The 24780-nt window shown below is 46.8% G+C and carries 17 protein-coding genes; 12 read left to right on the forward strand and 5 right to left on the reverse strand.

What is annotated here, in order from left to right; genetic code table 11:
• Positions 1-3: 3 nt before the first annotated feature.
• The 3 genes from LZG74_RS04775 (at position 4) to LZG74_RS04785 (ending at position 5655) form a co-directional block, all read left to right on the forward strand.
• Positions 4-3477: a TonB-dependent receptor gene (locus tag LZG74_RS04775; protein WP_233795455.1), complete on the forward strand. Its 3474-nt coding sequence runs from the start codon at positions 4-6 to the stop codon at positions 3475-3477.
• 26 nt (positions 3478-3503) lie between these two features.
• Entirely contained in the window at positions 3504-5009 is a 1506-nt protein-coding gene (locus tag LZG74_RS04780) for a RagB/SusD family nutrient uptake outer membrane protein (protein WP_233795456.1), read from the forward strand.
• A 145-nt stretch (positions 5010-5154) separates the two neighbouring features.
• Positions 5155-5655, forward strand: coding sequence for a hypothetical protein (locus tag LZG74_RS04785; RefSeq protein ID WP_233795457.1), 501 nt, complete (start codon positions 5155-5157; stop codon positions 5653-5655).
• Between the two features lie 209 nt (positions 5656-5864).
• Here the strand turns inward: LZG74_RS04785 and xylA are convergent, their stop codons facing one another.
• From xylA to LZG74_RS04800, 3 genes are all read right to left on the reverse strand, one after another.
• Entirely contained in the window at positions 5865-7193 is a 1329-nt protein-coding gene (gene xylA / locus LZG74_RS04790) for a xylose isomerase (RefSeq protein WP_233795458.1), read from the reverse strand.
• Positions 7194-7337: 144 nt separating this feature from the next.
• Entirely contained in the window at positions 7338-9455 is a 2118-nt protein-coding gene (locus LZG74_RS04795; RefSeq protein ID WP_233795459.1) for a SurA N-terminal domain-containing protein, read from the reverse strand.
• A gap of 57 nt (positions 9456-9512) precedes the next feature.
• Positions 9513-10001 carry a hypothetical protein gene (locus LZG74_RS04800; protein WP_233795460.1) on the reverse strand — a complete coding sequence of 163 codons (489 nt, stop codon included), beginning with the start codon at positions 9999-10001 and terminating at the stop codon, positions 9513-9515.
• Between the two features lie 156 nt (positions 10002-10157).
• Between LZG74_RS04800 and LZG74_RS04805 the strand changes: the two genes are divergently transcribed.
• Positions 10158-10460 carry an SCP2 sterol-binding domain-containing protein gene (locus LZG74_RS04805; RefSeq protein WP_233795461.1) on the forward strand — a complete coding sequence of 101 codons (303 nt, stop codon included), beginning with the start codon at positions 10158-10160 and terminating at the stop codon, positions 10458-10460.
• 72 nt (positions 10461-10532) lie between these two features.
• Positions 10533-11987 (forward strand): Gfo/Idh/MocA family protein, encoded by a 1455-nt coding sequence (locus tag LZG74_RS04810; RefSeq protein WP_233795462.1) that lies wholly within the window; start codon positions 10533-10535, stop codon positions 11985-11987.
• Positions 11988-12068: 81 nt separating this feature from the next.
• On the opposite strand, the gene LZG74_RS04815 is transcribed toward LZG74_RS04810, so the two are convergent.
• Positions 12069-12833 (reverse strand): pyridoxine 5'-phosphate synthase, encoded by a 765-nt coding sequence (locus LZG74_RS04815; protein ID WP_233795463.1) that lies wholly within the window; start codon positions 12831-12833, stop codon positions 12069-12071.
• 287 nt (positions 12834-13120) lie between these two features.
• Here LZG74_RS04815 and LZG74_RS04820 point away from each other — a divergent pair, with 287 nt between their 5' ends.
• The 6 genes from LZG74_RS04820 (at position 13121) to nadB (ending at position 19643) form a co-directional block, all read left to right on the forward strand.
• Positions 13121-13570 carry a GatB/YqeY domain-containing protein gene (locus LZG74_RS04820; protein WP_082213687.1) on the forward strand — a complete coding sequence of 150 codons (450 nt, stop codon included), beginning with the start codon at positions 13121-13123 and terminating at the stop codon, positions 13568-13570.
• Complete coding sequence (locus LZG74_RS04825; RefSeq protein WP_233795464.1) at positions 13567-14130, forward strand: CvpA family protein; 564 nt, start codon at positions 13567-13569, stop codon at positions 14128-14130. Before LZG74_RS04820 ends, LZG74_RS04825 begins: the two co-directional genes overlap by 4 nt.
• A gap of 130 nt (positions 14131-14260) precedes the next feature.
• Positions 14261-15313, forward strand: a complete 1053-nt coding sequence (rlmN, locus tag LZG74_RS04830; RefSeq protein ID WP_233795465.1) for a 23S rRNA (adenine(2503)-C(2))-methyltransferase RlmN — start codon at positions 14261-14263, stop codon at positions 15311-15313.
• Between the two features lie 104 nt (positions 15314-15417).
• Entirely contained in the window at positions 15418-16839 is a 1422-nt protein-coding gene (locus LZG74_RS04835; protein WP_233795466.1) for an inorganic phosphate transporter, read from the forward strand.
• A gap of 156 nt (positions 16840-16995) precedes the next feature.
• A complete protein-coding gene (gene nadA, locus LZG74_RS04840) occupies positions 16996-17991 on the forward strand; it encodes a quinolinate synthase NadA (RefSeq protein ID WP_233795467.1) in 996 nt (331 codons plus the stop codon).
• A gap of 74 nt (positions 17992-18065) precedes the next feature.
• Positions 18066-19643, forward strand: coding sequence for an L-aspartate oxidase (nadB, locus tag LZG74_RS04845; protein ID WP_233795468.1), 1578 nt, complete (start codon positions 18066-18068; stop codon positions 19641-19643).
• Positions 19644-19698: 55 nt separating this feature from the next.
• Here the strand turns inward: nadB and LZG74_RS04850 are convergent, their stop codons facing one another.
• The gene (locus tag LZG74_RS04850; RefSeq protein ID WP_233795469.1) at positions 19699-21048 is read right to left on the reverse strand and encodes a vanadium-dependent haloperoxidase; all 1350 of its coding nucleotides are present in this window, start codon (positions 21046-21048) and stop codon (positions 19699-19701) included.
• Between the two features lie 485 nt (positions 21049-21533).
• On the opposite strand from LZG74_RS04850, the gene LZG74_RS04855 reads away from it, so the two are divergent.
• On the forward strand, positions 21534-24770 hold the full coding sequence (locus LZG74_RS04855) for a TonB-dependent receptor (protein WP_233795470.1): 3237 nt from the start codon (positions 21534-21536) through the stop codon (positions 24768-24770).
• Positions 24771-24780 lie beyond the last annotated feature (10 nt).

Consider the following 24780-nt stretch of genomic DNA (forward strand, 5'->3'; position numbering starts at 1 on the left):
ACTATGAATATAACGCTATCAGCTAAGCAATGGGTAGCAATCGGGATTGTGCTGATGACGCAATCTTCTCTGGTTGCCCACTCCCAGATTATCGCTTACGCTTCTATTCCCACGCGCCAGCACACCAGTTTCGGCCAGGAAATGAAGTTAAAGAATGTGCTGCTTGATTTGCAGAAACATTATGGGGTTGAGATTATTTTCGAGGACCGCCTGGTAAGATCCGTCAATGTTGCCGTGGGCACACTGGATTTCAACCAGTCACTTGAAAAAAATCTGGGTTTATTGTTACAACAGAACGGTTTGACCTACAAAAGGACGCGAAAAAATACTTTTGTCATTACGGAAATCAGGACAAAAGACGCTGCTCCCGGCAAGCCGACATCCACAGACCAGGCTTTGCTGAACCAGCAGGCGCTGCTGACTTCATCAGGCACGCAAGCGGTGGCAGACAGGACGGTTAAAGGAAAAGTTTCGGACGAATCGGGCGGCGGACTGCCCGGCGTAAGCGTGGTTTTAAAAGGAACCCAACGCGGGACTTCAACCGGCGCCAATGGAGAATTTACACTGGATATTCCGGATGGCGGATCTCAGAACGTGCTTGTAATGAGCTTTGTAGGATATAAATCCCAGGAAGTAACAGTCGGAAGCCAGTCGGCCATTGACGTGACAATGTTACCTGACGAAAATGCGCTTGACGAGATCGTTGTTGTGGGTTATGGAACAGTGAAGAAATCTGACCTTACCGGCGCTGTTGGAACGATAAAAGGAGAAGTTTTACAGGAACGCCCTGCATCCTCCCTGAACCAGGGACTTTCGGGCCGCATTGCCGGTGTGAATGTGTCGTCCAACTCGGGTCGGCCGGGTGGGCGCGCGAATATTCGTATCCGTGGAGCGAGCTCGATTTCTGTTTCCAATAATCCGCTGTATGTGATCGACGGAGTCATTTTGAATGCAGTGGACCTTGCGAACGGAAGTACACCCATTGATTACATTAACCCGAACGACATTGCTTCCATTGAAGTTTTAAAAGATGCCTCTTCCACGGCTATTTATGGTGCCAGAGGTGCGAACGGGGTAATCCTTGTAACCACGAAGCGCGGAACATCCGGCGGCGGAAAAGTTACTTACGATACCGACTTTTCCATTGGTATAGCACCTAAAAAACTGCCTGTTTTGAATTCAAGAGAGTTTTTGGCAGTGGAAGAGCAGGCTTATGTCAATGCCGCAAAATTCGATCCGGTAGGCTGGGCGACGGGAACCAAATACACCGATCCTAAGCTGAAACGTACTAATCCGCTGCTATTCGATGCCAGTGGTAACCCACTTTACGACACGGATTGGCAAGATGAAACATTCCAGAAAGCATTTACACAAAACCACCAGCTTGGCTTAACAGGCGGAAGTGAAAAAGGAAGCTACGGCGCATTCCTGAACTACCGGAATGAAAACGGGATCGTGCGCGAATCGTGGCAGAAACGGTTTGCAGGAAGATTTGTATTCGATAGCCAGATCAAAAGCTGGCTAAAAGTAGGAGGAACCCTGGGCTATACCGACCAGAACGAAAAGCAAATTGACCAGTTGGGTGGTGGAGGTATCACGGCTATGCGCCAGGTGCTGGAAGCTTTGCCGATTATCCCGGTTAAATATCCTGACGGAAGATGGGCGAGCAACAGGGATTATCCCGGAATGGAAGGCGGCGACAGCCCATTGCGCGTAGGAGCGGAGCGGTTGTCTTACCTGAGAACCCAAACAATGCTTGGAAACATGTACGCGACAATAAGCCTGGCGCCAGGCCTGGATTTCCGCTCGACAATAGGAACCAATGTGATCAATCAGCGCGAGGACTATTTTGCTGCTGCGGGCTTGCAGTACATTTCAAATAATGGTGATGCCTCTGTTCAGAACAGACGTTTCAATTCATGGCAGTTTGAAAACTACTTGACCTATGTCCGGGATTTTGGGAAAATCCATTCCATTAATGCAATGCTGGGTTTGTCGTGGCAGCACGTGGACCGGTTTGAAAATCTTGCCAGGAGCCAGAATTTTACGGATACTTATTTTCAGTTTAATAACCTTGGAGCAGGAGCAACTGCACTGGCCCCAACTTCCAATGCGCAGGCTTATGGGCTCAACTCTTACTTTGCAAGGCTGAATTATAGCCTGATGGATAAATATCTGGTCACCTTTACAGGCCGGATCGATGGTTCTTCCAAATTCGGGGATGCCAACAGATATGCGTTCTTCCCATCGGCGGCACTTGCATGGCGCATATCCGAAGAAGAATTCCTGAAATCGAACGCAGCGATCTCCAACCTGAAAATCAGGGCGAGCTATGGCGCTACGGGTAACTCAGAAATTCCTGCTTACCGCGCATTGGCTGGTATGACCAACAATATCTCGAATGTGATCGATTATAGTGTGATTTTTGGTGGCAACCGCGCCATTGGCACGGGCATCAGCCGAATGTCGAACTCGAACCTGCAATGGGAAAAAACACAGCAGGTTGATTTGGGAATAGAATTGGGCTTGTTTTCAAACAGGCTGAGCTTTGAACTGGACCTTTATCGGAGAAAAGTGAATGAAATGCTTCTTGATGCGCCACTTCCTTTAAGCAGCGGTTACAGCAGCATTTTTACCAATGTCGGAAGCATGGAAAACAAGGGGGTTGAGTTTGCGGTGAATTCTACCAACATTAAAGCGGGTGATTTCTCCTGGAATACCACCTTCAACATTTCTGTCAATAAAAACAAAGTGCTGGCATTGTCCGGTGGCAGTGACATTTTCTCGGGAGCCACGGTAATCCGGGTTGGTGAGCCGGTGGGTTCGTTTTTCGGAAGAGTGAACCAGGGAACATGGTCAACAGCAGAGGCAGATCTGGCAAAGAGTTACGGCGAGCTGCCGGGTGACGTGAAATACGCGGACCTAAACGAAGACGGGGCAATTAATGACCTGGACCGGGCGATCATCGGAAAAGGTATTCCCGACGGTTTCGGAACATTCCTGAACACCTTTCAGTACAAAGCCTGGTCGCTCACGGTGGATTTGCAATATATGTACGGAAACGACGTGCTGGACCGGAGTATCCACTCGGCAGAAGACAGACAAGGCATTGCCAACAGTTATAAAACAGTGCTGAACGCCTGGACAGAGACAAATCAGAATACGCCAATTGCACAAGTGCGGCCGATCAATGCGGGTTACGACACCAACAACGACAGCCATAAAGTTACGGATGGTTCATTCATCCGCGGGCGCAACCTGTTGCTGGCCTACTCGTTCCCGGCGTCGACGGTCTCGAAGCTCAAACTGGACCGCTTGAGAATTTATGGCTCCATCCAGAACTTCTTCGTGACCACCAAATACAAAGGTTATGACCCGGAAGTTTCCAATTCAGGCTCACCATTTGACCAGGGATTTGGATTGTACGATTATCCGAAGCCAAGAGTGTTTATGCTCGGACTCAACATTGGTTTGTAAATCTTGACCTTTATTCGAATCATTATATGAATAGTATATCAAAAAAAATCGGACTGTTTACCACCGTGGTGAGTATGTTTTGGGCCACAGGTTGCAAGGATTTCCTGGATGAATCAGATCCCAGCAATTTCACAACCGACAGCTATTTTACTACCCCCGCACAGGGCCGTAGTGCAGTCAATTCTATTTATGCTAGTTTGCGTGAGCCTCTTTCAAGCGGATTTGGCGGCGGTGCCTGGATGATGACCGAATTTGCAACCGGACTGGCCGGGACGGATCTGGGGCAGGCTGTTAACAGCTATTTTGTTAAAGATCTGAGGAATACTTCTGATAACGGGTACAGCCAGACTTATTGGGCTGCCTATTACAGGGGCATAGCCAACGCCAATCTTTCCATCGAGAAAATACCCAATATCCCCGCTATTAACCCTGCTGAGGCCAAAATGCTCGTTGGTGAAGCAAGTTTCCTGAGAGCTTTTTATTATTTCAACCTGGTGCGCATGTTTGGCAACATTCCGCTGGTAACCAAGCCGGTGGATCTTACATCCGAGCAATTAAAGCCAACCGCCGCGGCTGCGGAGGATGTGTATAACCTGATTGTGGAGGATTTAAAGGTGGCGGAAGCATCCGGCTTGCCCTGGGCTGATGTTTCGGGAAAAGTGAGCATGGGTGCTGTGAAATCGCTGATGTCTCAGGTTTACCTTACTATGGCTGGTTTTCCATTGCAAAAAGGCGCTACTCATTATGCACTGGCAGCTGAAAAAGCTGGCGAAGTGATTGATTCGAAGCAATTCAAGCTTTTTGCTTCCTATGATGACCTTCACAACCCGGCTAAGAAAAATGTGGAGGAAAATATCTTCATGATCCAGTTCAGGACGCAGATCCTTCCGTCCAACTGGCAGGTGTCGATCATCCCTTACAACAAAAATATCTCACAGTATTCGGATGAAACGGGTGGGATTTACTCAACAGCAGATTTTGTAAAATCGTACGATGCCGCTGATTTGAGGATCAAGGAAAAGCAATTTTTCTACACCAAATTCACCAACGAAACAGACCGGACCAAAGAAGTAGATCTCGGTGGATATTTTATTTACAAACATTTTGATAACGTAGCCCAAACCAGCACAGCCAACAGCGACCTGAACTGGCCTGTGATCCGCTACGCCGATGTTTTACTGACTTACGCGGAAGCTGCAAACGAAGCAACCGGGCCATCTGCCAAAGTTTTAGAAGCGGTTAATGCCATCAGGACACGCGCACAATTGCCCGCACTGACCGGTTTGGCGAAGGATAAATTGCGTGAAGCGATCTGGAAAGAGCGCTGGCATGAGCTGTGTTTCGAGAACATCACCTGGTTTGATATGGTAAGATTGCGGAAAGCATTCAATGTTAAAACCAAGACGTTTGAAAATTACGTAGGCCACAAATTTACTTATGGACCCACGGTAACAGAACGCGAACTGCTGTTCCCGATCCCCACGGCCGAAATCCGTAACAACACGAATCTGCGCCAGAACAACGGATATTAAGCAGTCAGAAACGTTACAATTCGTGCATTTAGGTTAATAGTTAAGCATATTAAAGGTGCAAGCCGCTGGAAATTTTTCAGCGGCTTCTTTGTTGCTGGCATTGTATTTTATCCGTTTGCACTATCATCACCAAATTTGATCTGATATGAAGAAGTTAACAAGAATCGTTTTCGCAAATTTCGCAATAGCCGCTGGCGCGTTGCTGGTAGGTTGCAACTCAGGAGCTGATAAAGACAGAAAGGAATTGGCCAATGCCGAAGAAAAGGCCCTGGAAACCGCCGACGAAGCCAGTCAGGAAATAGCCAACACTTCGGATACAACCGACATGGCCGCTGCGAAGGAAGATCTGCTGGAAGCGAATGATAAATTAAACGAGAAGCAGCGCGATTACATGGCATCGCTCAAAAAAGAAGAATCCAGCTTACAGGAGCGCATTGCCAAGCTCAATGATAAAATAAAGTCCGCCGATGGAAACGCCAAAAAACGCCTCACGGCGAAGATGGACAAAGCCGTAAAAGAGCGCGACCTGTTACAGGCTAATATCCTGGAAATGGCAAAGCCTATGGAAGATAAAAGATTGGAGACAGTCCAGAAAGAGATTCAGCAACGGATCGTTGCTATTAATAAGGAGCTGAGTGAAGAGTGAAAGTAGGTTGCCAACCTGAGCGGATATAAGCCTGTCACATAGCCTGTCAGCCTGAGCGCCCATTAACACTGTCATGCTGAGCGCCCATTAACACTGTCATGCTGAGCGGAGTCGAAGCACGTTACCAAGGAGTAGCGCGCCTTCGTCTCCGCTCAGGCTGACAGGCTTATACGGTGTAAGCTGACAGGGTCATAGCCCAACCCTCATCCCTAGATAAACCGATTAATCAAGTTCTCCAAATACTCCTGTTTGCCAGAAATCGTTGCAGGCTCGCCTTTACCGGCAGCCAGATCAAACAGATCTTCCAGCTTCAATTGTCCTTTTTCGAAGTCAGCGCCTTTTCCTCCGTCGAAGCTTGCGTAGCGGTCAGTGCGGATTTTGTCGTATTCTCCGTTTTGGATGATCTTGTCGGCAACGATCAATGCTCTTGCTACTGTGTCGATACCGCCGATGTGTGCGTGGAAAACATCTTCTACATCGGTTGAGTTACGACGACGTTTTGCATCGAAGTTGATTCCGCCGCCTTGCAATCCGCCGCCTTTCAGGATTACCAACAGTGCTTTGGTCCATTCAGCGAGGTCGTTCGGGAATTGGTCTGTATCCCATCCGTTTTGGTAATCACCACGGTTAGCGTCGATCGATCCCAAAATTCCTGCGTCAACAGCAACTTGTAGCTCGTGCTCGAATGTATGTCCCGCCAATGTAGCGTGGTTTACTTCCAGGTTCAATGCAAAGTCGCCCAGCAAGTCGTGCTGACGAAGGAAACCGATTACGGTTGCTGCATCATAGTCATACTGGTGTTTTGTAGGCTCGCAAGGTTTTGGTTCGATGAAGAATTTACCTTTGAAACCATTTGCACGTGCATAAGCCACAGACATTTTAAGCATCTGCGCAAAGTGCTCCTGCTCACGTTTCATGTCTGTATTCAGCAAAGTCATATAACCTTCGCGACCGCCCCAGAACACATAATTTTCTCCGCCTAGCGCGATTGTAGCGTCCAAAGCCATTTTTACCTGAGCGCCTGCGTGTGTAACCACATCGAAATCAGGGTTGGTAGAAGCGCCGTTCATGTAACGGTGATGGCTAAACAGGTTGGCAGTTCCCCAAAGCAATTTTACGCCGGATTCTTTTTGTTTCTGACCCAAATAGGCTGTCAATGCTTGCAAACGCTGTTCGTTTGTCTTCACATCGTCCTCATAATCAACAACGTCCAGATCGTGGAAGCAATAGTAAGGGACACCTAATTTAGTAATGAATTCAAATGCAGCATCCGCTTTGTCTTTCGCGCGGTCAACGGCATCTGCTTTTTTGTCCCATGGGTAAAAAAGGGTAGGTCCGCCAAATGGGTCAAGGCCTGAACCGCAGAATGTATGCCAGTAAGCAACAGCAAAGCGAAGGTGATCTTTCATGCTTTTGCCTGCTATGATCCGGTTTTCGTCGTAGAAACGATAAGCCAGTGGATTGTCTGATTCAGGACCTTCAAATGCGATTTTCCCGATTCCTTTGAAATACTCCTGTTCTCCGAGTAAGATGCTCATTGTGATTTGTTCTTTATTAATAAGTGTAACATTGACATTTCATGCTGCAATACTATCACTTTTTTCTGAATTTTTTGCAGTGAAAATAAAAAGAGGAGCAGAAATGATTTCTGCTCCTCTTTTTTTTGAATTTTTTGAATCTAATCAAAAGAATTTCGCGCGGCGGTCTTCGATTTTAGCGTTCTCGCGGATCGCTTCGTTTACAAGATACGACATGCGGCTTTCCAGTGATTGCGTCAGCTGCGTTTTGTATTGCGTGTAATCCGCAACCTTAGGCGCCTCTGTTTTGCTAACCAGTTCCATAATGAAAACACCATTCTCACCCGTGAAAACATCTGATTTCTGACCTGGCTTCAAGCCGAATGCTTTACCCAATGCGATCGGATCAAATCCTGCGCTGGTTAAGAATCCTGTTGCAAGTGAAATATCCGTTGCGTTTTCAACCAATGCACCTGCGCCGTATTTGGCAGCGATAGCAGGAAGGTCGCCTGTTGCACCTTTCAGCTTTGCCGTGATTTGTTCTGCTTTGATCTGGTTACGAACCTTAGTAGTAAGCTCATCGCGGAAGTCAGCAACTTTTACATCCTTCGCATCAGACTTGCCAACCAGCACAGCTACGATATATTGTTCCTCAGTTTCAAAAACAGGAGAAACCTCGTTAATGTCCGAATCATCTTTAAATGCCCATCTTACGATATCACGGCCGTTTTGAATGGCGTTAATGTTCGTTGCAGATTCAGGGATGCGGTTTGCGTTGGCTACAACCAATGCTTTATTTTTCTTAACCGCTTCGTCAAAGTCAGTTTTCGTTTTAACCGTGTTTGCAAACTCATCCGCTTTTCTGTAAGCCTCGTCACGTGTTGCCTGGCTTGGGGCAATCGTTTTTCCGATGGCTGCAATGCGGTATAATGTGTTTGATTTTGGATCAGTAACCTTGATAATGTGGAAACCAAACTGGCTCTCAACCAATCTTGGGATCAGGCCCGGAGCAGTTGCAGAGAACACAGCTTCTTCAAAAGGCTTCACCATTTGGCCATTATTCTGGAAATAGCTCAGGTCACCCCCACGCTGTGCAGATTGCGGGTCAGCGCTGGTTGTTGCAGCCAATGCTTCGAAATTAGCACCCGCACGGATTTGGGCAAGAATGCCTTCCGCCTTGGTACGGGCCGCAGCTTTTGCAGAGTCAGATTGGTTTTCAGCACGGATCAGGATGTGGCTGGCTCTTGCAGAAGCAACCGTATCCACGCGCGTTCCGCCATATTTGTATATATAATAAGTGTTGCCTTCGCGGTAAGGGCCATAAACGCCACCCGGAACGAATGTTTTTACGGCTTCTTTCAACTGATCGGACATGGTTCCCAATGACATATTGATTGGCAAAGGAATGTCTGAGTTCATAGCTGCGAAAGATGAATCGTTCTGCGCAGTGGCCAGGCCGCGGGCAAGTTCCTTAATTTCGCTGTATAATGCAGCGCTGTCGTCTTTGGCAGGCTGGATCGGGAAAGTAACGTATTCGATTGAACGCGTATCGGTTCCTTTGTATTCCGAGCGGTGCGCGCTCAGATAATCTTCAAGTTGCTTGTCGGTAACTTTAATTGTGGTGTCCACAACCGAGAAATAAGGGACATACAGGTAACGCAGTGTTGCTTTGCTGTTTTGCGCCACATATTCTTTTTCAGCCAGTGCTTTCGGAATGTAAGTTGAAAGTCTGAGCATGTTTTCATATTTGGCACGTGTGCGCTCTTCACGAAGGCTTTTCTCAAAATTCTCCCAGGATTTTTGTTGTTCAACAGGAAGTGTTTTAAGATTTTTCAGATAGTTAACAACGGCGTTTTTATCAAATTTACCAGTGGTAGGATCAGAAAAAGCTTGTAGAATCGATGGGCTGATGTGGTTACCCTGAACCATTTCGACCAATTCCTGGTCGGTAACAGTGAGTCCAAGATCTTCAAATTCTTTTTTGTAGGCAATGTCGACTACAAACTGGTTCCAGGCCTGATCTCTCAGCGACGCCAGCTCATTTTCGTTCAGGCTGCGTCCTGACTGTGCTTCGTAATTCTGACGAAAGCCGTCCACGCGTGACTGGAAGTCTTTAATGTTGATTTCTTTGCCGGCGATTTCACCAACAGTCTGATCATTTCCCCCTCCAAGCATGGAATTTGGGCCCATTAAGTCGCCCCCCACCATAAAAAGAATTAAACTGATCGCGATAACCGTCACAGCGATCCCGGATTTTTCTCTGATTTTTGTAATTAAAGCCATTTTCTCGATTCAAATTAGTCCGCAAAATAAAATCTTTTCTTCGTGGAATGCAAGAGGTTATGCCGAATGCATGTGTTTCAAATTGAAAGCATACATAATTAGCATAAAAATACTGAAGAAGACCCCAGCCATGGATGTAATAACTCCTAACCAACCACCGATCAGAAACAGCGGCAAAAGAAAAGCAACGGCGATTCCGCCCATATATAAGAAGAAGCCCCTTTTATCCAGGTTCCACATTAAATAAGCCGCAAACAAGGACAGCGATTCAAAAATCAGCATAATGATCGCTCCCGTTTTAATGGACCCGGCAGTAGTTTGCTCGATCACCGCCTCGAACATTTTGTCCATGGTCTCCGTATCCGCAGTCGTTGCCTGATTTTCAAGGTTTTCACGCACGCCTTCAAATGTTTCACGTGTCTTGTCAGCCATGATTTCGGGGTTCCATAACCTTTCGGATTGTGTCCAGAGGCCGGACACGGAGCTCATAAAAGTCAGGATACATAATATGGTAAGAAATGTAGGACGGATTACTGGTTCACTCATTGGGTAGTAAATAATATCAGCAGGATTTTCTGATGATGCGTGTAAAATTTGTGGTTTTAGCTGAAAACACCAAAGCCATTTGAATATTCTTATAAGGGAACATACATTTGTCATTTTTAGTCCGAAAATAATTCAACAACCGAAAGACCAGCTTTTATGAGCCTACAAATTCTGACCGACCGTGTTAAAAATATCCTGGGAACCGACAGCGGCCTTAATGCAACCGTTAAGTTTAAAACCGAAGAAGGAAACGTATTTATAGACAGCAAATCAGTGCCTAACACGGTTTCCAATGATGACCTGGAAGCAGATTGCACATTTGAAGTTTCTACCAAGAATGCGCTCAAACTCATCGACGGCGACCTGAATGCCATGATGGCGTATATGACAGGCAAGCTTAAAATCGACGGTGATATGGGCGTAGCGATGCGCATCGCCGAAACTTTCGGGGGACGTTAGTAGTCTTCCGCAGCCAATTCCTTTTCATTTTTGACGGTTAATATTTATTCAAAACCTAAATCATGACGTGTTATGGAACAGCAAAATGAGTCCGGGAAAAATGAGATCAGGCGCAGGGATTTCTTAAAAGCCGGCGCGCTGACCGCCGGGACTTTCATGATTGTTCCAAGGCATGTTTTAGGCAGAGGCTTTATCCCGCCCAGCGATAAGCTGAACATTGCGGCAGTGGGCTGCGGTGGAAAAGCGGATGTTAATATCAGGCTGGCTTATAATAATGGTGCGGAAAACATTGTCGCGTTATGCGACGTCGATGACCGTCAGTCGGAGAAATACCGCAAGCAATTTCCGAATGCACCTTATTATAAGGATTACCGGAAAATGTTTGAAAAGGAAGCCAAAAACATGGATGCCGTGATCGTTACCACGCCCGATCACATGCATTTCCCGATTGCGATGGCCGCAATGGAGCTTGGAAAACATGTGTATGTGGAAAAACCCCTGACCAAGGACATTTGGGAAGCGCGTAACCTCACCATTGCCGCAAAAAAATATAAAGTGGTAACCCAAATGGGCAACCAGGGAAGCAGCAGCGATGGGACCCGGCAAACAGAAGCATTGGTCCAGTCCGGCATTATCGGGGACGTGCATAAAATTGAAGTCTGGACAGACCGGCCCGTGTGGCCGCAAGGCGTGCAATCACCCAAAGATAAAGGAGAGTCACAACCCATTCCGCAAGGTGTGGACTGGGATCTGTGGCTGGGCACCGCTCCGAAACGCGATTACCACGAAGCCTATATGCCATTCAGATGGCGCGGTTACTGGGATTTTGGCACGGGCGCATTGGGCGACATGGGCTGCCATTTCATCGACGTGCCGTTCCGGGCATTGAAACTGGGCTACCCCACATCGGTGGAATGCAGCGTAGGATCCGTGTATGCCGACTTTTTTAAGCAGGCATTTTTCGATGACGTAGCCCCGCCATCGGCTTCCATCCACATGAAATTTGCTTCCAAAACGCCGGGTAAGGACATTAATTTCTCCTGGTACGACGGCGGAATGCGCCCGCAGCTGCCCGAAGGCTGTGACTACAAAACCGTTTTCGGAAGTGTTGACGGCGGCATGCTCTTCACCGGCACCAAGGGAATCCTGAGCGCCGAAATGTTCGGTAACAATCCACGCTTATGGCCTGAAAAGAAATTTGAAACAGTAAGACCGAACATTAAACCCCGTGCATTAGTCCCGGGCGGATCGGAAGGGCATCAGCAGCAATTTGTACAAGCTTGCAAAAAGGGCCACGGCACATACACCAGTTCCGCATTCGAGGAATCCGGACCATTAACCGAAATCGTCTTAATGGGAAACCTGGCCGTACGTTCCTACCTCCACCGCGAACCCAAAGCAGACGGAAAAGGCGGCTTCAACTTTCCCGGAAGGCAGAAGCTCATTTGGGACGGTGCTAATATGAAGATAACGAATTTTGATGTGGCTAACCGCTTTGTGAAGAGGGAGTATCGGACTGGGTGGTAGCACTTCGGCGTTGGGGATTCACTTCGGCCGCCTGGTGGTCCTCCACTTCGGCTCCGCTCAGTGTGACAGGCAATAAGTCTGTCACACTGGGCGGGGGCCCACTGGGGGTCCCCCACCCCCCACACGCTTCAACTCCAACTCCCGTAAATACATCTGAATCGTATTTTCCAATCCCAAATACAATGCATCCGAAATCAAAGCGTGCCCTATGGAAACTTCATCCATCCAGGGAATGCTTTGTTTCAAAAAGTGAAGGTTATCAAGGCTAAGGTCATGTCCAGCATTCAATCCTAATCCAACCTCCCGCGCTTTTTCAGCAGCCAAAACGAATGTCAACACCGCTTTTTGGCGGTTTTCGAAATATTGTGCGGCATAGGGCTCTGTGTAAAGCTCCACACGGTCGGCGCCGCAGATTTTTGCGCCTTCGACCATTCTTTCGTCCGGATCTACAAAAACCGAAACACGGATTCCAGCGGATTTGAATGTCTGGATCAGATCAGTCAGCTCGCTTCTGTTGGTGACCGTATCCCAGCCTGCATTGGAAGTGATGGCATGCAATGCATCCGGCACCAATGTTACCTGGTCTGGTTTGTTCGCCAGTACCAGCTCCACGAATTTTTTTTCAGAAGGATTTCCCTCGATGTTGAATTCCGTAGTCACAACCTCCTTCAGGTCATAAACATCCTGGTAACGGATATGACGTTCGTCGGGGCGGGGATGGACCGTAATGCCTTGTGCCCCAAACCGCTCACAATCCAGCGCCACTTTAAGCACATTGGGATTATCGCCCCCGCGTGAATTGCGCAGGGTTGCTATCTTGTTGATGTTAACGCTTAGACGTGTCATAGGCAATGAGTGAATGAGTGAATGAGTGAATGAGCGGGCGCCGTTGCGCTGAATGACTGAATGATTGAATGTGTGTGAATGATTGAATGAGTGGTTACGTGGAATAGGACAATTTATAAGGTTTCCTTTAACTTTGCAGCCCCATTGGCCGATTTTAATTCAACCTTTGATATTCAAATTTAAAAATACATTCAGTCATTCAGCGCAACGGCGCCCGCTCATTCACTCATTCAAAATTAGAAATCATTCAGTCATTCACTCATTCACTCATTCAAAATTATAATACCATGTCACTAAAAACCCAAGTTGAATCAGGCATTAAGGATGCCATGCGGGCGAAAGATCAGGATACATTGCGGGCTTTGCGCGCGATTAAGTCACTTATTCTTCTGGAAGAAACAAAAGGCGGCGCTACGGGTGAACTCACTGCTGATGACGAACTTAAACTGCTCACCAAGGCAGCAAAACAACGTCGCGAATCGGCCGATATTTACAAAACCCAAAACCGTCCTGACCTTCTGGAAAAGGAGGAAGCGGAGCTCGCGATTATCGAGCAATTCCTTCCGAAACAGCTTACAGAAGATGAGGTTAAGGCCAAATTGCAGGACATTATCGCCCGGGTAGGAGCGTCGTCACCTGCGGATATGGGTAAAGTGATGGGCGTGGCAACCAAAGAATTGGCTGGGCAGGCAGACGGACGTGTGGTTTCTACTTTGGTAAAGAGCTTGTTAGCATGAAATTATTGGATGTTCTCATCCTCCTTCCCCTCCTTTGGGGGGCATTGCATGGTTATCGCAAAGGACTTTTAATAGAAATTATCGGCATTGCCGGACTTGTGATAGCCATGGTATTGGGTTTCAAATTTTTAGGGCTGGGAATGGAAATTCTCACACCTTATTTCAGTGATAGTGTGGCCAAGAAAATCCTTCCTTATGTTGGGTTTTCGGCCATTTTCTTTCCTACTATTTTTCTTTTAAACCAATTTGGCTATTCTATCCGCAGATCGCTCCGCTTTTCCATGCTGGGGACATTTGATAGCCTCGCGGGCGGCATGGTGGGCGTGCTGACCTGGGTTTTCGGGATCAGCGTTTTCTTTTGGCTTGTTAATGCGATTGGTGTAAAAATCCCTGCGCATAGGACGGACGACACTTATCTTTATCCAATTGTGGTGCCCGTTGCGCCAAACCTCATTACAAAAGCACTCACCTGGATGCCGTCTGGCACCGAGCTGATTAAAGAATGGAAGCGGGAATATCTGGATGATGAAAAAGAGGAAGTTTCGCAGGAGGATCTGTGATTTGTACAAAAATCACCATGATTTGAACTTTCAAAATTCAGCAAAGGTTACGTTCCCTGATTGAGTTTCAGTAACTTTGCGAACCAAATCGTCCGGATGCTTCACGCACCGGGCTAATAGAAAGAAAATAATGATTGAAATTAATAAGCGGCAGGATATCCGGAAAATGGACGTTGAACAGCTTAAAAGCTGGCTGGCCACGCATGGAGAGAAGGGTTTTCGTGCCAAACAGGTTTTTGAATGGATCTGGAAAAAATCGGCACATTCATTTGATGAAATGACCAATCTGTCGCTCGCAACACGCCAGTTGCTCAACGAGCACTTCCTGATCCACTCACTCGACATCGCCAAGCAGCAGCAAAGCAATGACGGGACTATAAAATCTGCATTCAAACTGTTCGACGGCAACCTGGTTGAAGGCGTTCTGATTCCCGCCGCCGACCGCATGACCGCTTGCGTAAGCAGCCAGGTGGGTTGTTCATTAACCTGCAAGTTCTGCGCAACAGGTTATATGGACCGCAAACGCAACCTGGAAGCAGGAGAAATTTACGATCAGGTTGTAGCGATCGCAAGACAGGCGGAAGGAAGTTTCAAGGCACCATTGACCAACATCGTATACATGGGCATGGGCGAACCCTTGCTTAATTATGCCAATGTGCTGGAATCTATCGCACACATTACTTCTCCCGAAGGCCTCAATATGTCGCCCCGGCGCATTACGGTTTCCACAGCTGGCATAGCCAAGATGATCAAAAAGCTTGGGGATGATGAGGTTAAGTTCAGACTTGCATTATCATTGCATGCTGCCAATGACGAGAAGAGAAATCAGATCATGCCTATCAATGAGTCCAATTCACTGGATAACCTGGCGGAGGCACTGAACTACTTTTATAAGAAAACAGGTAACCGCATTACATTCGAATACATTGTTTTTAACAACTTCAATGACACTTTGCAGGACGCGAAGGAATTGTGGGAGTTTACAAAACGTGTTCCGGCGCGGGTGAACATTATAGAGTACAATCCGATTGCTGAGGCCGATTTTAAGAACACCGAAGCAGACAGACTGGACAAATTTGCCGCATATCTCGAAGACAGGGGCGTTTCTGTGCATGTTCGCAGGAGTCGCGGAAAGGACATTGATGCAGCTTGCGGCCAGTTGGCCAATAAAGAAGCAGCATAATCTCCGATACTTATTCTGAAACCTGAATTAACAATTTGGTAATATTGCAACGGTAAGGAATAAGTAGTTTTGTCTCCTATTAAATAAACCTATATTCTTCTTTTATGTTTGGTCTTGAAACCGACATTTTTATCCTCCTCGCTCTCAGTATTTTAGCGGCTTGTGCATTCGAGTTTGTAAATGGTTTCCACGATACAGCCAACGCAGTTGCGACAGTTATTTATACCAATTCATTAAAACCCAATGTGGCCGTGATCTGGTCAGGTTTTATGAATTTTTGCGGTGTGTTCCTGGGTGGGATTGCCGTTGCGATGGGGATTGTCAACCTGCTTCCCGTTGAATTATTGATTGATCAGAATGTCTACCATAGCGCCGCTATGGTTTTTTCATTGCTGATCAGCGCCATTATCTGGAACCTTGGAACCTGGTATTTCGGTCTTCCGAGTTCAAGCTCACATACATTGATCGGCTCCATTCTGGGTGTTGGTCTGGCATTTACATTCATGCCTGAAAATTCAGAAGGCGCGGGTGTGAACTGGACCAAAGCACAGGAGCTTTTCACTTCATTGCTTACATCGCCGATCTTCGGTTTTGCCCTGGCGATCATCATTATGTTCATTCTGCGCAGAATGCTTTCCAAGCCGCTTCGCGAAATTGTTTTTAGTGAACCAAAGAAAAATCAGCCGCCTCCGCTCTGGATACGCGCTATTTTGATCACAACCTGCACATTGGTAAGCTTTTTTCACGGATCGAATGACGGACAAAAAGGTGTGGGCCTTGTTATGCTGATCCTGATCGGCATTGTTCCTGCACATTTTGCACTTGACAACAGTATTGACCCTGCCGGAATGAAGGCGGACCTGGCCGGCATTGAACGTGCGGTTAGCACTATTGATTCATCCAGACTGTCTGTTTCTGATCGTCACCATCTTTTTACCATCCAGTCGGAAATTGATACACTCAATGCGCAGATTCAGAAGCCGCTGGTAGATCACAAGCTGCCTTTGGAAGACCGGATGAACGCCCGTCGCTCATTGCTGCTGATCAGCCGTAACCTGAAAACGATTCTGGATAACGGCCATGCTAACCTGAATACGGACGATAAGGCATTCCTCAAAATGCAGTCGGGAAGCGAAGGCGGGATCAGAAGATATACAGATTATGCGCCGGATTGGGTGATTTTGATGATTTCACTTTCTCTGGGACTCGGCACAATGGTAGGATGGAAACGGATTGTGGTTACCATTGGTGAAAAAATCGGTAAGCAACATTTAACCTACGCGCAAGGGGCTTCTGCCGAACTTGTGGCAGCCAGCACTATCGGCGTTTCTTCATACTTAGGACTTCCTGTAAGCACCACTCACGTGCTTTCTTCCGGGATTGCAGGTTCCATGGTCGCGAGTAAGGGCGTTAAGAACTTGCAGGGCGGCACAATACGGAATATCGTGATCGCATGGGTGCTGACATTGCCTGTTACCATGCTGTTATCTGGAACACTTTACGTTTTCTTCCGCTGGATATTATAATAGCAGACATCAAACAAACCTATAAAAAGGCCGCTGGAAACATTTCCGGCGGCCTTTCATTTTTATACCGATGCACTTTCTTTGCTTTTCATTGGTTTATTAGTGTAAATTCGGGTTGGATTTTTATGATCAACTAAAAGCCAATTATTCACCATAATGACAACTATTGAAGAGCAGGTCAACCGTTACGGTTATGTTACCGAGGCTGTTGCTGATGATATTGATTTAATTGCTGAAATCAATCGATTGAAAAAAGAAAAGAATGCCGTAATCCTGGCGCACTATTATGTAGACGCTGAAATCCAGGATCTTGCAGACTATATCGGTGATAGTCTGGGCCTTTCGCAGCAAGCCGCGGCCACAGAAGCTGATATGATCGTATTCTGCGGTGTGCATTTCATGGGTGAAACGGCAAAGGTTTTAAGCCCGAGTAAAAAGGTTGTAATTCCCGATTTGAATGCAGGCTGCTCACTGGCGGATTCTGCTCCGGCTGACAAATTCGCTGCATTCAAGGCTCAATATCCTGATCATATTGTGATCAGTTACATCAACTGTTCGGCTGAAATTAAAGCCTTGACGGACATTGTCTGCACCTCTTCAAACGCATTGCAGATTGTTAACAGTTTGCCGCCTGAGCAGAAAATTATTTTTGCTCCCGACGCTAATCTGGGAAGATACGTGGCGCAAAAAACGGGGCGTGAAATGGTTCTTTGGGATGGCGCCTGCATCGTTCACATTGATATTTCAAGAGAAAAATTAAAACAACTCCGGGAGGAACATCCGGATGCATTGCTTATTGCGCATCCCGAATGCAAGGAAGACATATTAATGCAAGCCGATTTTGTGAGCTCAACTACCGGCTTGCTGACATTTGTAAAGGCATCACCGCATCAGAAATTCATCGTTGCGACAGAAGCGGGAATTTTGCATAAAATGAAACAATCGGTTCCGGACAAGAAATTGATCCCGGCTCCCGGCTCAGACAATAACACCTGCGCCTGCTCCGAATGTCCTTATATGAAAATGAATACATTAGAGAAAGTGTACAATGCCCTTTTGTATGAACAACCGGAGATTCTTGTTCCGGAAGATATCCGGCTGAAAGCATACAAATCCGTTGCCCGGATGCTGGAATTAAGCAGAGGAATTTAGAACAGCTTCCGGCAGTCAGCGCTTAACCGACTGCCGAAAGCCGGACACATTGCCCAAACATTAACCTGAAACAAATGCCCCAATTCGATTTCCTGATTATCGGTTCCGGGATTGCCGGATTAAGTTATGCAGCCAAACTGGCGAGACATTTTGACGAATTACAACAGGAAATTTCCATTGCGGTCATTACCAAAGTCCAGGCAGATGAAACCAACACCAAATACGCGCAAGGTGGAATTGCGGTGGTTTGGGCCGAATCGGATTCGTTCGAAAAGCACATTCAGGACACCATGGATGCGGGCGATGAGGTTAACAAGCGTAACATTGTCGAAATTGTAGTTCGGGAAGCGCCCCAGCGCATACAGGAACTGATCGATTACGGAACACGATTTGACAGAGAAAAGGGCGGGGAATACGATTTAGCCAAAGAAGGGGGACATTCGGACCACCGGATCCTGCATTTCAAAGACATTACCGGCGCGGAGATCGAGCGCGCGTTACTGGAAGAGGTAAACAGGCACAAGAGCATTCAGGTTTTTACGCACTATTATGCCGTAGAGCTCATTACGCAGCATCATTTGGGTGAAACCGTTTATCGTTACCGGGAAGATATCCAGTGTTACGGCGCATACGTGCTGAACCGCCAGACCGGCGAAGTGGAGAAATTTGTGTCTAAAACAACCATGTTAGCCACGGGAGGGATCGGCAACATTTATCAAAGCACAACCAATCCTACCATTGCAACCGGCGACGGCATTGCCATGGCTTATCGCGCCAAAGGCCTATGCGACAATATGGAGTTTATCCAGTTTCATCCCACCAGTTTTTATCAGCCAGGGCAAAAACCCTCTTTTCTGATATCGGAAGCGGTGAGAGGATTTGGAGGGATTTTAAAACGGGCGGATGGCAGCACTTTCATGGAGCTTTACGACGACCGGCTTTCGCTCGCCCCGCGCGACATTGTAGCCAGGGCCATCGACTCCGAAATGAAAAAGAATGGTGTCGATCATGTGTATCTGGATGTGCGCCACCTGGATTATGAGAAATTTTTAGAGCATTTCCCCAACATTACCGAATACTGCCTTAACTCCGGCATTGACGTCAGAAAAGACATGATTCCGGTTGTTCCTGCGCAGCATTATATGTGCGGAGGGATTAAGGTTAATGAATGGGGCAAAACCAACATCAACTTCCTTTACGCAGTGGGAGAATGTTCCTGCACAGGTCTGCACGGTTCCAATCGCCTGGCTTCCAATTCATTGCTTGAAGCTGTTGTGTTCGGGCACAGGGCCTATGAAAGTACGGTTGACAGTTTTAATGATGCAGTCACGCCCGACAACATTCCGGAATGGGACGATACGGGCACCACGCATCCCGAAGAACAGGTTTTGGTGACTGAAATGACGCGGGAATTGAATAGCATTATGTCCAATTATGTTGGCATTGTGCGCACAAACCGTCGTATGAAACGGGCCTATGACCGCCTGGAATTGCTTCACGAAGAGCACGAACAGCTTTACAGGGAATCCAAAGTTTCGGTAGCCATTTGCGAGCTCCGGAACATGATTTCGGTTTCCTATCTGATCATTAAAATGGCAATGGCCCGACGCGAGAACATCGGGCTGCATTACAATTCAGATCATGTGAAATAAGATTAGCTTTCGGCTGATCCGGAAAATCGTTTTTTTTTAACTGGATCAGCTTGTACTATTTCGCAGCGATTTCGTGCCGGCCTTTTTTGGTAACGGCACGTTTCCAGACATTTTCACCTACCTTCTGACCCAGATAAGTTCCTTGCTCGACACCGTCGCGGTAATGTATCCCGCCGTAGACCCGGCTTATGGAGGCATCCCAATACGCCTCTTCAAAGGATTTAAATGATTTGATACCATGGCCGTATTTCTTTTCGGTCGTATCGGTGAAGGCAACATTGTCACCAATCAGATGCGTGAGTACAGTTCCGCAGGCGGCTGAAATAGCGCTGTGGCCGCTCACATATTCCGGGAATGCAGGGGTTTCCAAAAATGGCCGCCAGTTAGGGTCCCAGTTGTTGTTGATCACAGTTTCCGGGCGGATCCGAACTGTCCGGTATTTCTCATCCCAGCAAGCCGAAAATGCATCGAAAAGGGATAATGCTCCTAATGTATAAGCTTCGGTCGAACGCATCAGATCGAGTTTCTTGTCTGTGGCTACGGTCCTGATAATTGCCAGCCAATGTCCGGCCGGAGTCATTTTTTTGTTTGCAAACATGGCATGGCCTACCACATTGGTTACAAATGCATTATCATCCCAAAAGTAAGCCGTTGCCTTCTGTTCCTCGGTAATTGTTTTGCCTATATTGTAAACTTCCATCGCCAGTTCCATGAACTTGCTTTTCTTGTCAAGATCATATTTGGCTGGCGGCGGACAGCGGAACTGCGTCACGGAATCCAATGCAAAAGTCCTAACGGTGTTCCACATAGGCTCGCAGGCATCCGCATATGCAGGCGGCGTAGGCACCCAGGTTCCGGGCGCATTTGTCACCGTATAGCGATAACCGCGAATCTCTTTGTAATGATCTTTTGCAGAATAGGCGAGCACATGCTTGGCCACAGAGTCACCGTATGCAGTGGAGCGTTCAAAAACATCGTCCGGAATGCCCATATCGCGATATTTTTGAAAAAGATCCTTCTCATAATCGTCCCACATATTCCCGGAAAACGTAAGCGTGCGGCCCACCGTTGCAAATGCCTTTATACTGGCAAGCGGATAGCAGTACGCAAGGGAGGAATCTGGTTTTTGCGGTGATGTAAATTTGACGAGTTGTCCGCCAAGTGACTGGTATTCAGGATATCCTGGAACGAGCGCCTCGTAGGCAGCAAGGAAAGAATAACTGTAAATACGGCTGGCAACCGGCGGTTTGAAAATGTCATGAATGATCACATCCGTCAGGTGCGTCGCTGTTTCATGGAATATTTTCGGGTCAGCTGCTTTGAGATTGTATTCGTCCGGTGACACATTTTTGGTGCAGCCGAATGCAAACGACATACATATCAGGGAGAGTAAACGGAATTTCATTATGTAAACAATGGTAACAAATACAAGATTACTATAAGGCGAAGTTAGTAAACATCCGTCACATTTCAGACGCAAAATATGTAACTTTTGGTATACAATTCTATAATTATTCGAATTTGAAGTAGATAAAATTGTTATTTTCATAGAATGCATATGTTAAAAGACAGAATGTTTTCTTTTGTAAAATATTTAATATCTTTTTGTACAAACGAACGAGCAAAACAAAAATCCAGCGGCTTATCCAATGCGCTTTCCCAGGATCACGCGTCGAATTGTGTACAAAATACACGCTGGATAAAACTGACTGATAACTTCTCTAACTCACCCAAACAATCATCGCTAACCTATGTAAATACTTTCCGATCTGAATCTTATTACTTCTAATGTCCGGTTTCTTCATGTAAGCCGGTGGCTGTCTCTACGTTCCGTGCTTATACGGTTAAGCAACTTTTTTTAATTCTATTATATAATCAAAATTTCAATCTATGAGAATTTCTACTGGATGGACATCTCGTGCTGCATCGCGATGTGTTTTTTCTCTTTTACTGGCTCTGATCGCAGTAGTAGGGGCTTACGCCCAGAATGTGGTGAAGGGAACAGTCAAAGATGATCAAGGAGTGGCCTTGCCGGGCGTGAGCGTGGTGGTGAAAGGGACCACAGCCGGAACGGTCACTGACAATGAGGGCGTTTACTCGGTGGCAGCCGACAAGCAAGGCACATTGGTCTTCTCTTTCATCGGCTATCTGACACAGGAATTACCGGTCGGCAGCAAATCAAATATCGATGTCAAACTTGTTTCTGACACCAAAGCATTAACCGAGGTTGTGGTTGTAGGTTATGGTACTGCCAAAAAAGCAACCCTAACCGGTTCTGTAACAGCAGTAAAGGGAGCAGAGCTTGAAAAAGCGCCTGCCGCAAACTTATCCAACACACTGGGCGGTCGTCTGCCTGGTATTTCGGCTGTACAAGCAAGCGGTGAGCCTGGAAACGATGGTTCTGCCATCCGTATCCGCGGTACGAACTCGCTGGGTAACAGCAATGCACTGATCGTTGTGGACGGCGTTCCTAACCGGAGTGGTGGTTTGGACCGTATTAACCCTGCGGACATTGAAAGCATTTCGGTTCTGAAAGATGCTGCGGCTGCGATTTACGGTTCACGTGCGGGTAACGGGGTAATCCTGATTACCACCAAACGTGGAAAAACAGGCAAGCCACAGTTATCCTATGACATGAACTTCGGTGCTTCACAGCCAACAAGAACACCTGAAATGGCTAACGCTTCTGAATACGCTACGATCCGTAACGAATTGCAGATCTATGATAACCTCCAGGTAGGAGAGTGGGGAAACGCTTTGACAGGCTTTAACACGACGGGTTCTTATAAAAGACAAGACAACGGAAACGTCATCAATGCGGTTTTTAACCCGGATGACATGAAGAAGTTTAATGACGGAAGCGATCCTTTGCTTCATCCCAACACAGACTGGTACGGCTCGGTAATCCGCAAATGGGCACCGCAGCAGCGTCACAATCTGCAATTGACAGGTGGTAGCGAGAACATTAAATATCTGGCTTCTTTGGGTTATATCAACCAGGAAGGTTACTACAAAAACACGGCGACCGCTTACAAGCAGTATGATATGCGTATCAATTTGGATACAAAAATCAACAAATACATTTCTGCAAACGTGGGCCTTACATTGCGTGAAGAAGATCGTAACTATCCAAGCGGTGGTAACGATGCAGGTCCGATCTTCCGGATGCTGATGCGTGGTAAGCCAACTGAAATAGCGATCTGGCCTAATGGAAAAGCAGGTCCTGACATTGAAAATGGTCAAAACCCAGCGGTTATCACAACCAACACAACTGGTTACGAGCGCGACAGAAGAGATTATATCCAAACAAACGGAGGTCTTGAAATTCTGATTCCAGGTGTACCAGGGTTGAAAATCAACACCATGGCAGCATTGGATAAGCAAATCCGCCGTCAGAAAAACTTCGAAACGCCCTGGACATTGTATTTCTGGGATAAGAAAACCTATGAAGCGGATGGCACTTCACCATTGCTTACAGGAACAGTTCGTTCTACTTTCAAAGATCCGCGTTTGACAGAAGGCTCCTACCAAGAATTGTCTATCCAGCTGACAGGCCAGATGTCTTACGAGAAATCAATCGGCTCGCATAACTTCAATGTTATGGCGGGTGTGCAGCGTGAAAAAGTGGATGCTGATGGTTTCTTCGCATTCCGTCGCTACTACATTTCACCGGTTGTGGATCAGCTGTTTGCTGGTGGAACGCCTGAGCAGAACATTGGAAACTCAGGGACAAACAATGGTGACTTGTTCTCACGTGCCCGTTTGAGCTATTTTGGTCGTGCAGGTTACAACTTCAAAGAAAAGTATCTTGCTGAATTCCTTTGGCGCGTAGATGGATCTTATGTATTTCCAAAAGAAGGCCGTTTCGGTTTCTTCCCGGGGGTTTCTGCGGGTTGGAGAGTTTCGGAAGAAAGTTTCTGGAAAAACAGCATTTCGCAAGTTGTTGATAACGTAAAACTGCGTGCATCGTGGGGACAAATGGGTGCTGAGCCTTATTTCCTTGGAACAGAAACGCTTGCTGAATATCAGTATCTGTCCACAATGGGCTTTGGTAGCTACATTATCAACGATCAGGTGGCTAAATCTCTGCTGGAAGCACGTGTTGCCAACAGGAACTTCACCTGGGAAGTTGCCAACAACTCCAACTTCGGGATTGAAGGAACATTGCTGAACGACAAGCTTGCATTTGAATTTGATTATTTCGTAAACAACCGTTCTAACATTCTGATCCCGAAAGCGGGTTCAACGCCTTCTTCTGCGGGTATCGATGGAAAGCTTCCTCCTCAAAACCTTGGAAAACTGCAAAATAAAGGATGGGAGTTCAAGTTGAGCTACGACGGCAATTCGGGTGACGATTTCAGATATTCTGTAAGTGTGAATGGTGGTTATGCCAAAAACAGGATCAAATACTGGGATGAAACACCGGGCGCACCTTCTTATCAGCGTTCGACCGGAATGCCTTATAACTCATTCCTTGTGTATCAGTTCGACGGAGTATTTAAAGATCAGGGTGAGATCGATGGAAACAAGCTGGACTACACGCCGATCACGGGCAACCTGAGACCTGGTGACATGAAGTTCAAAGACGTGAATGGAGATGGAAAAATCAGTGCTGACGACCGTTTGAGAACTGAGAAAGTACAGCGTCCATATTTCACAGGTGGTGCGTCAATCAACCTTGGTTACAAAGCATTCGATCTTTCTGTATTGATGCAGGGAACATTGGGAGGTTTGCAGATCGTAGGTCTTACGGAATCAGGAGACATTGGTAACTATCTGAAATACGATTACGATCACCGCTGGACAATTGACAACCCAACAAGTGAATATCCACGTTTGACGAACCGTAACAACCGGTATTATACCAACACAGGACAAGCTGGTATCAACAACTACTTCCTGAAAAGTAATAATTACCTGCGTGTGAAGAACGTTGAGATCGGATACAACCTGCCTTCAGAATTGGGAAGCAAAATCGGCCTGAGCAAATTCCGCATCTACGTAAACGGATTGAACTTGTTCACTTTTGACAAGATCAAGGTTTGGGATCCTGAATCCACTACCAACAGCGGCCAGTACTATCCACAGGCAAGAATTATCAATGCCGGTCTACGTGTAGCATTTTAAAGACAACGAA

Source organism: Dyadobacter sp. CY327, assembly GCF_021390415.1.
In the GTDB taxonomy this organism is placed as follows: Bacteria; Bacteroidota; Bacteroidia; order Cytophagales; family Spirosomataceae; genus Dyadobacter; species Dyadobacter chenhuakuii.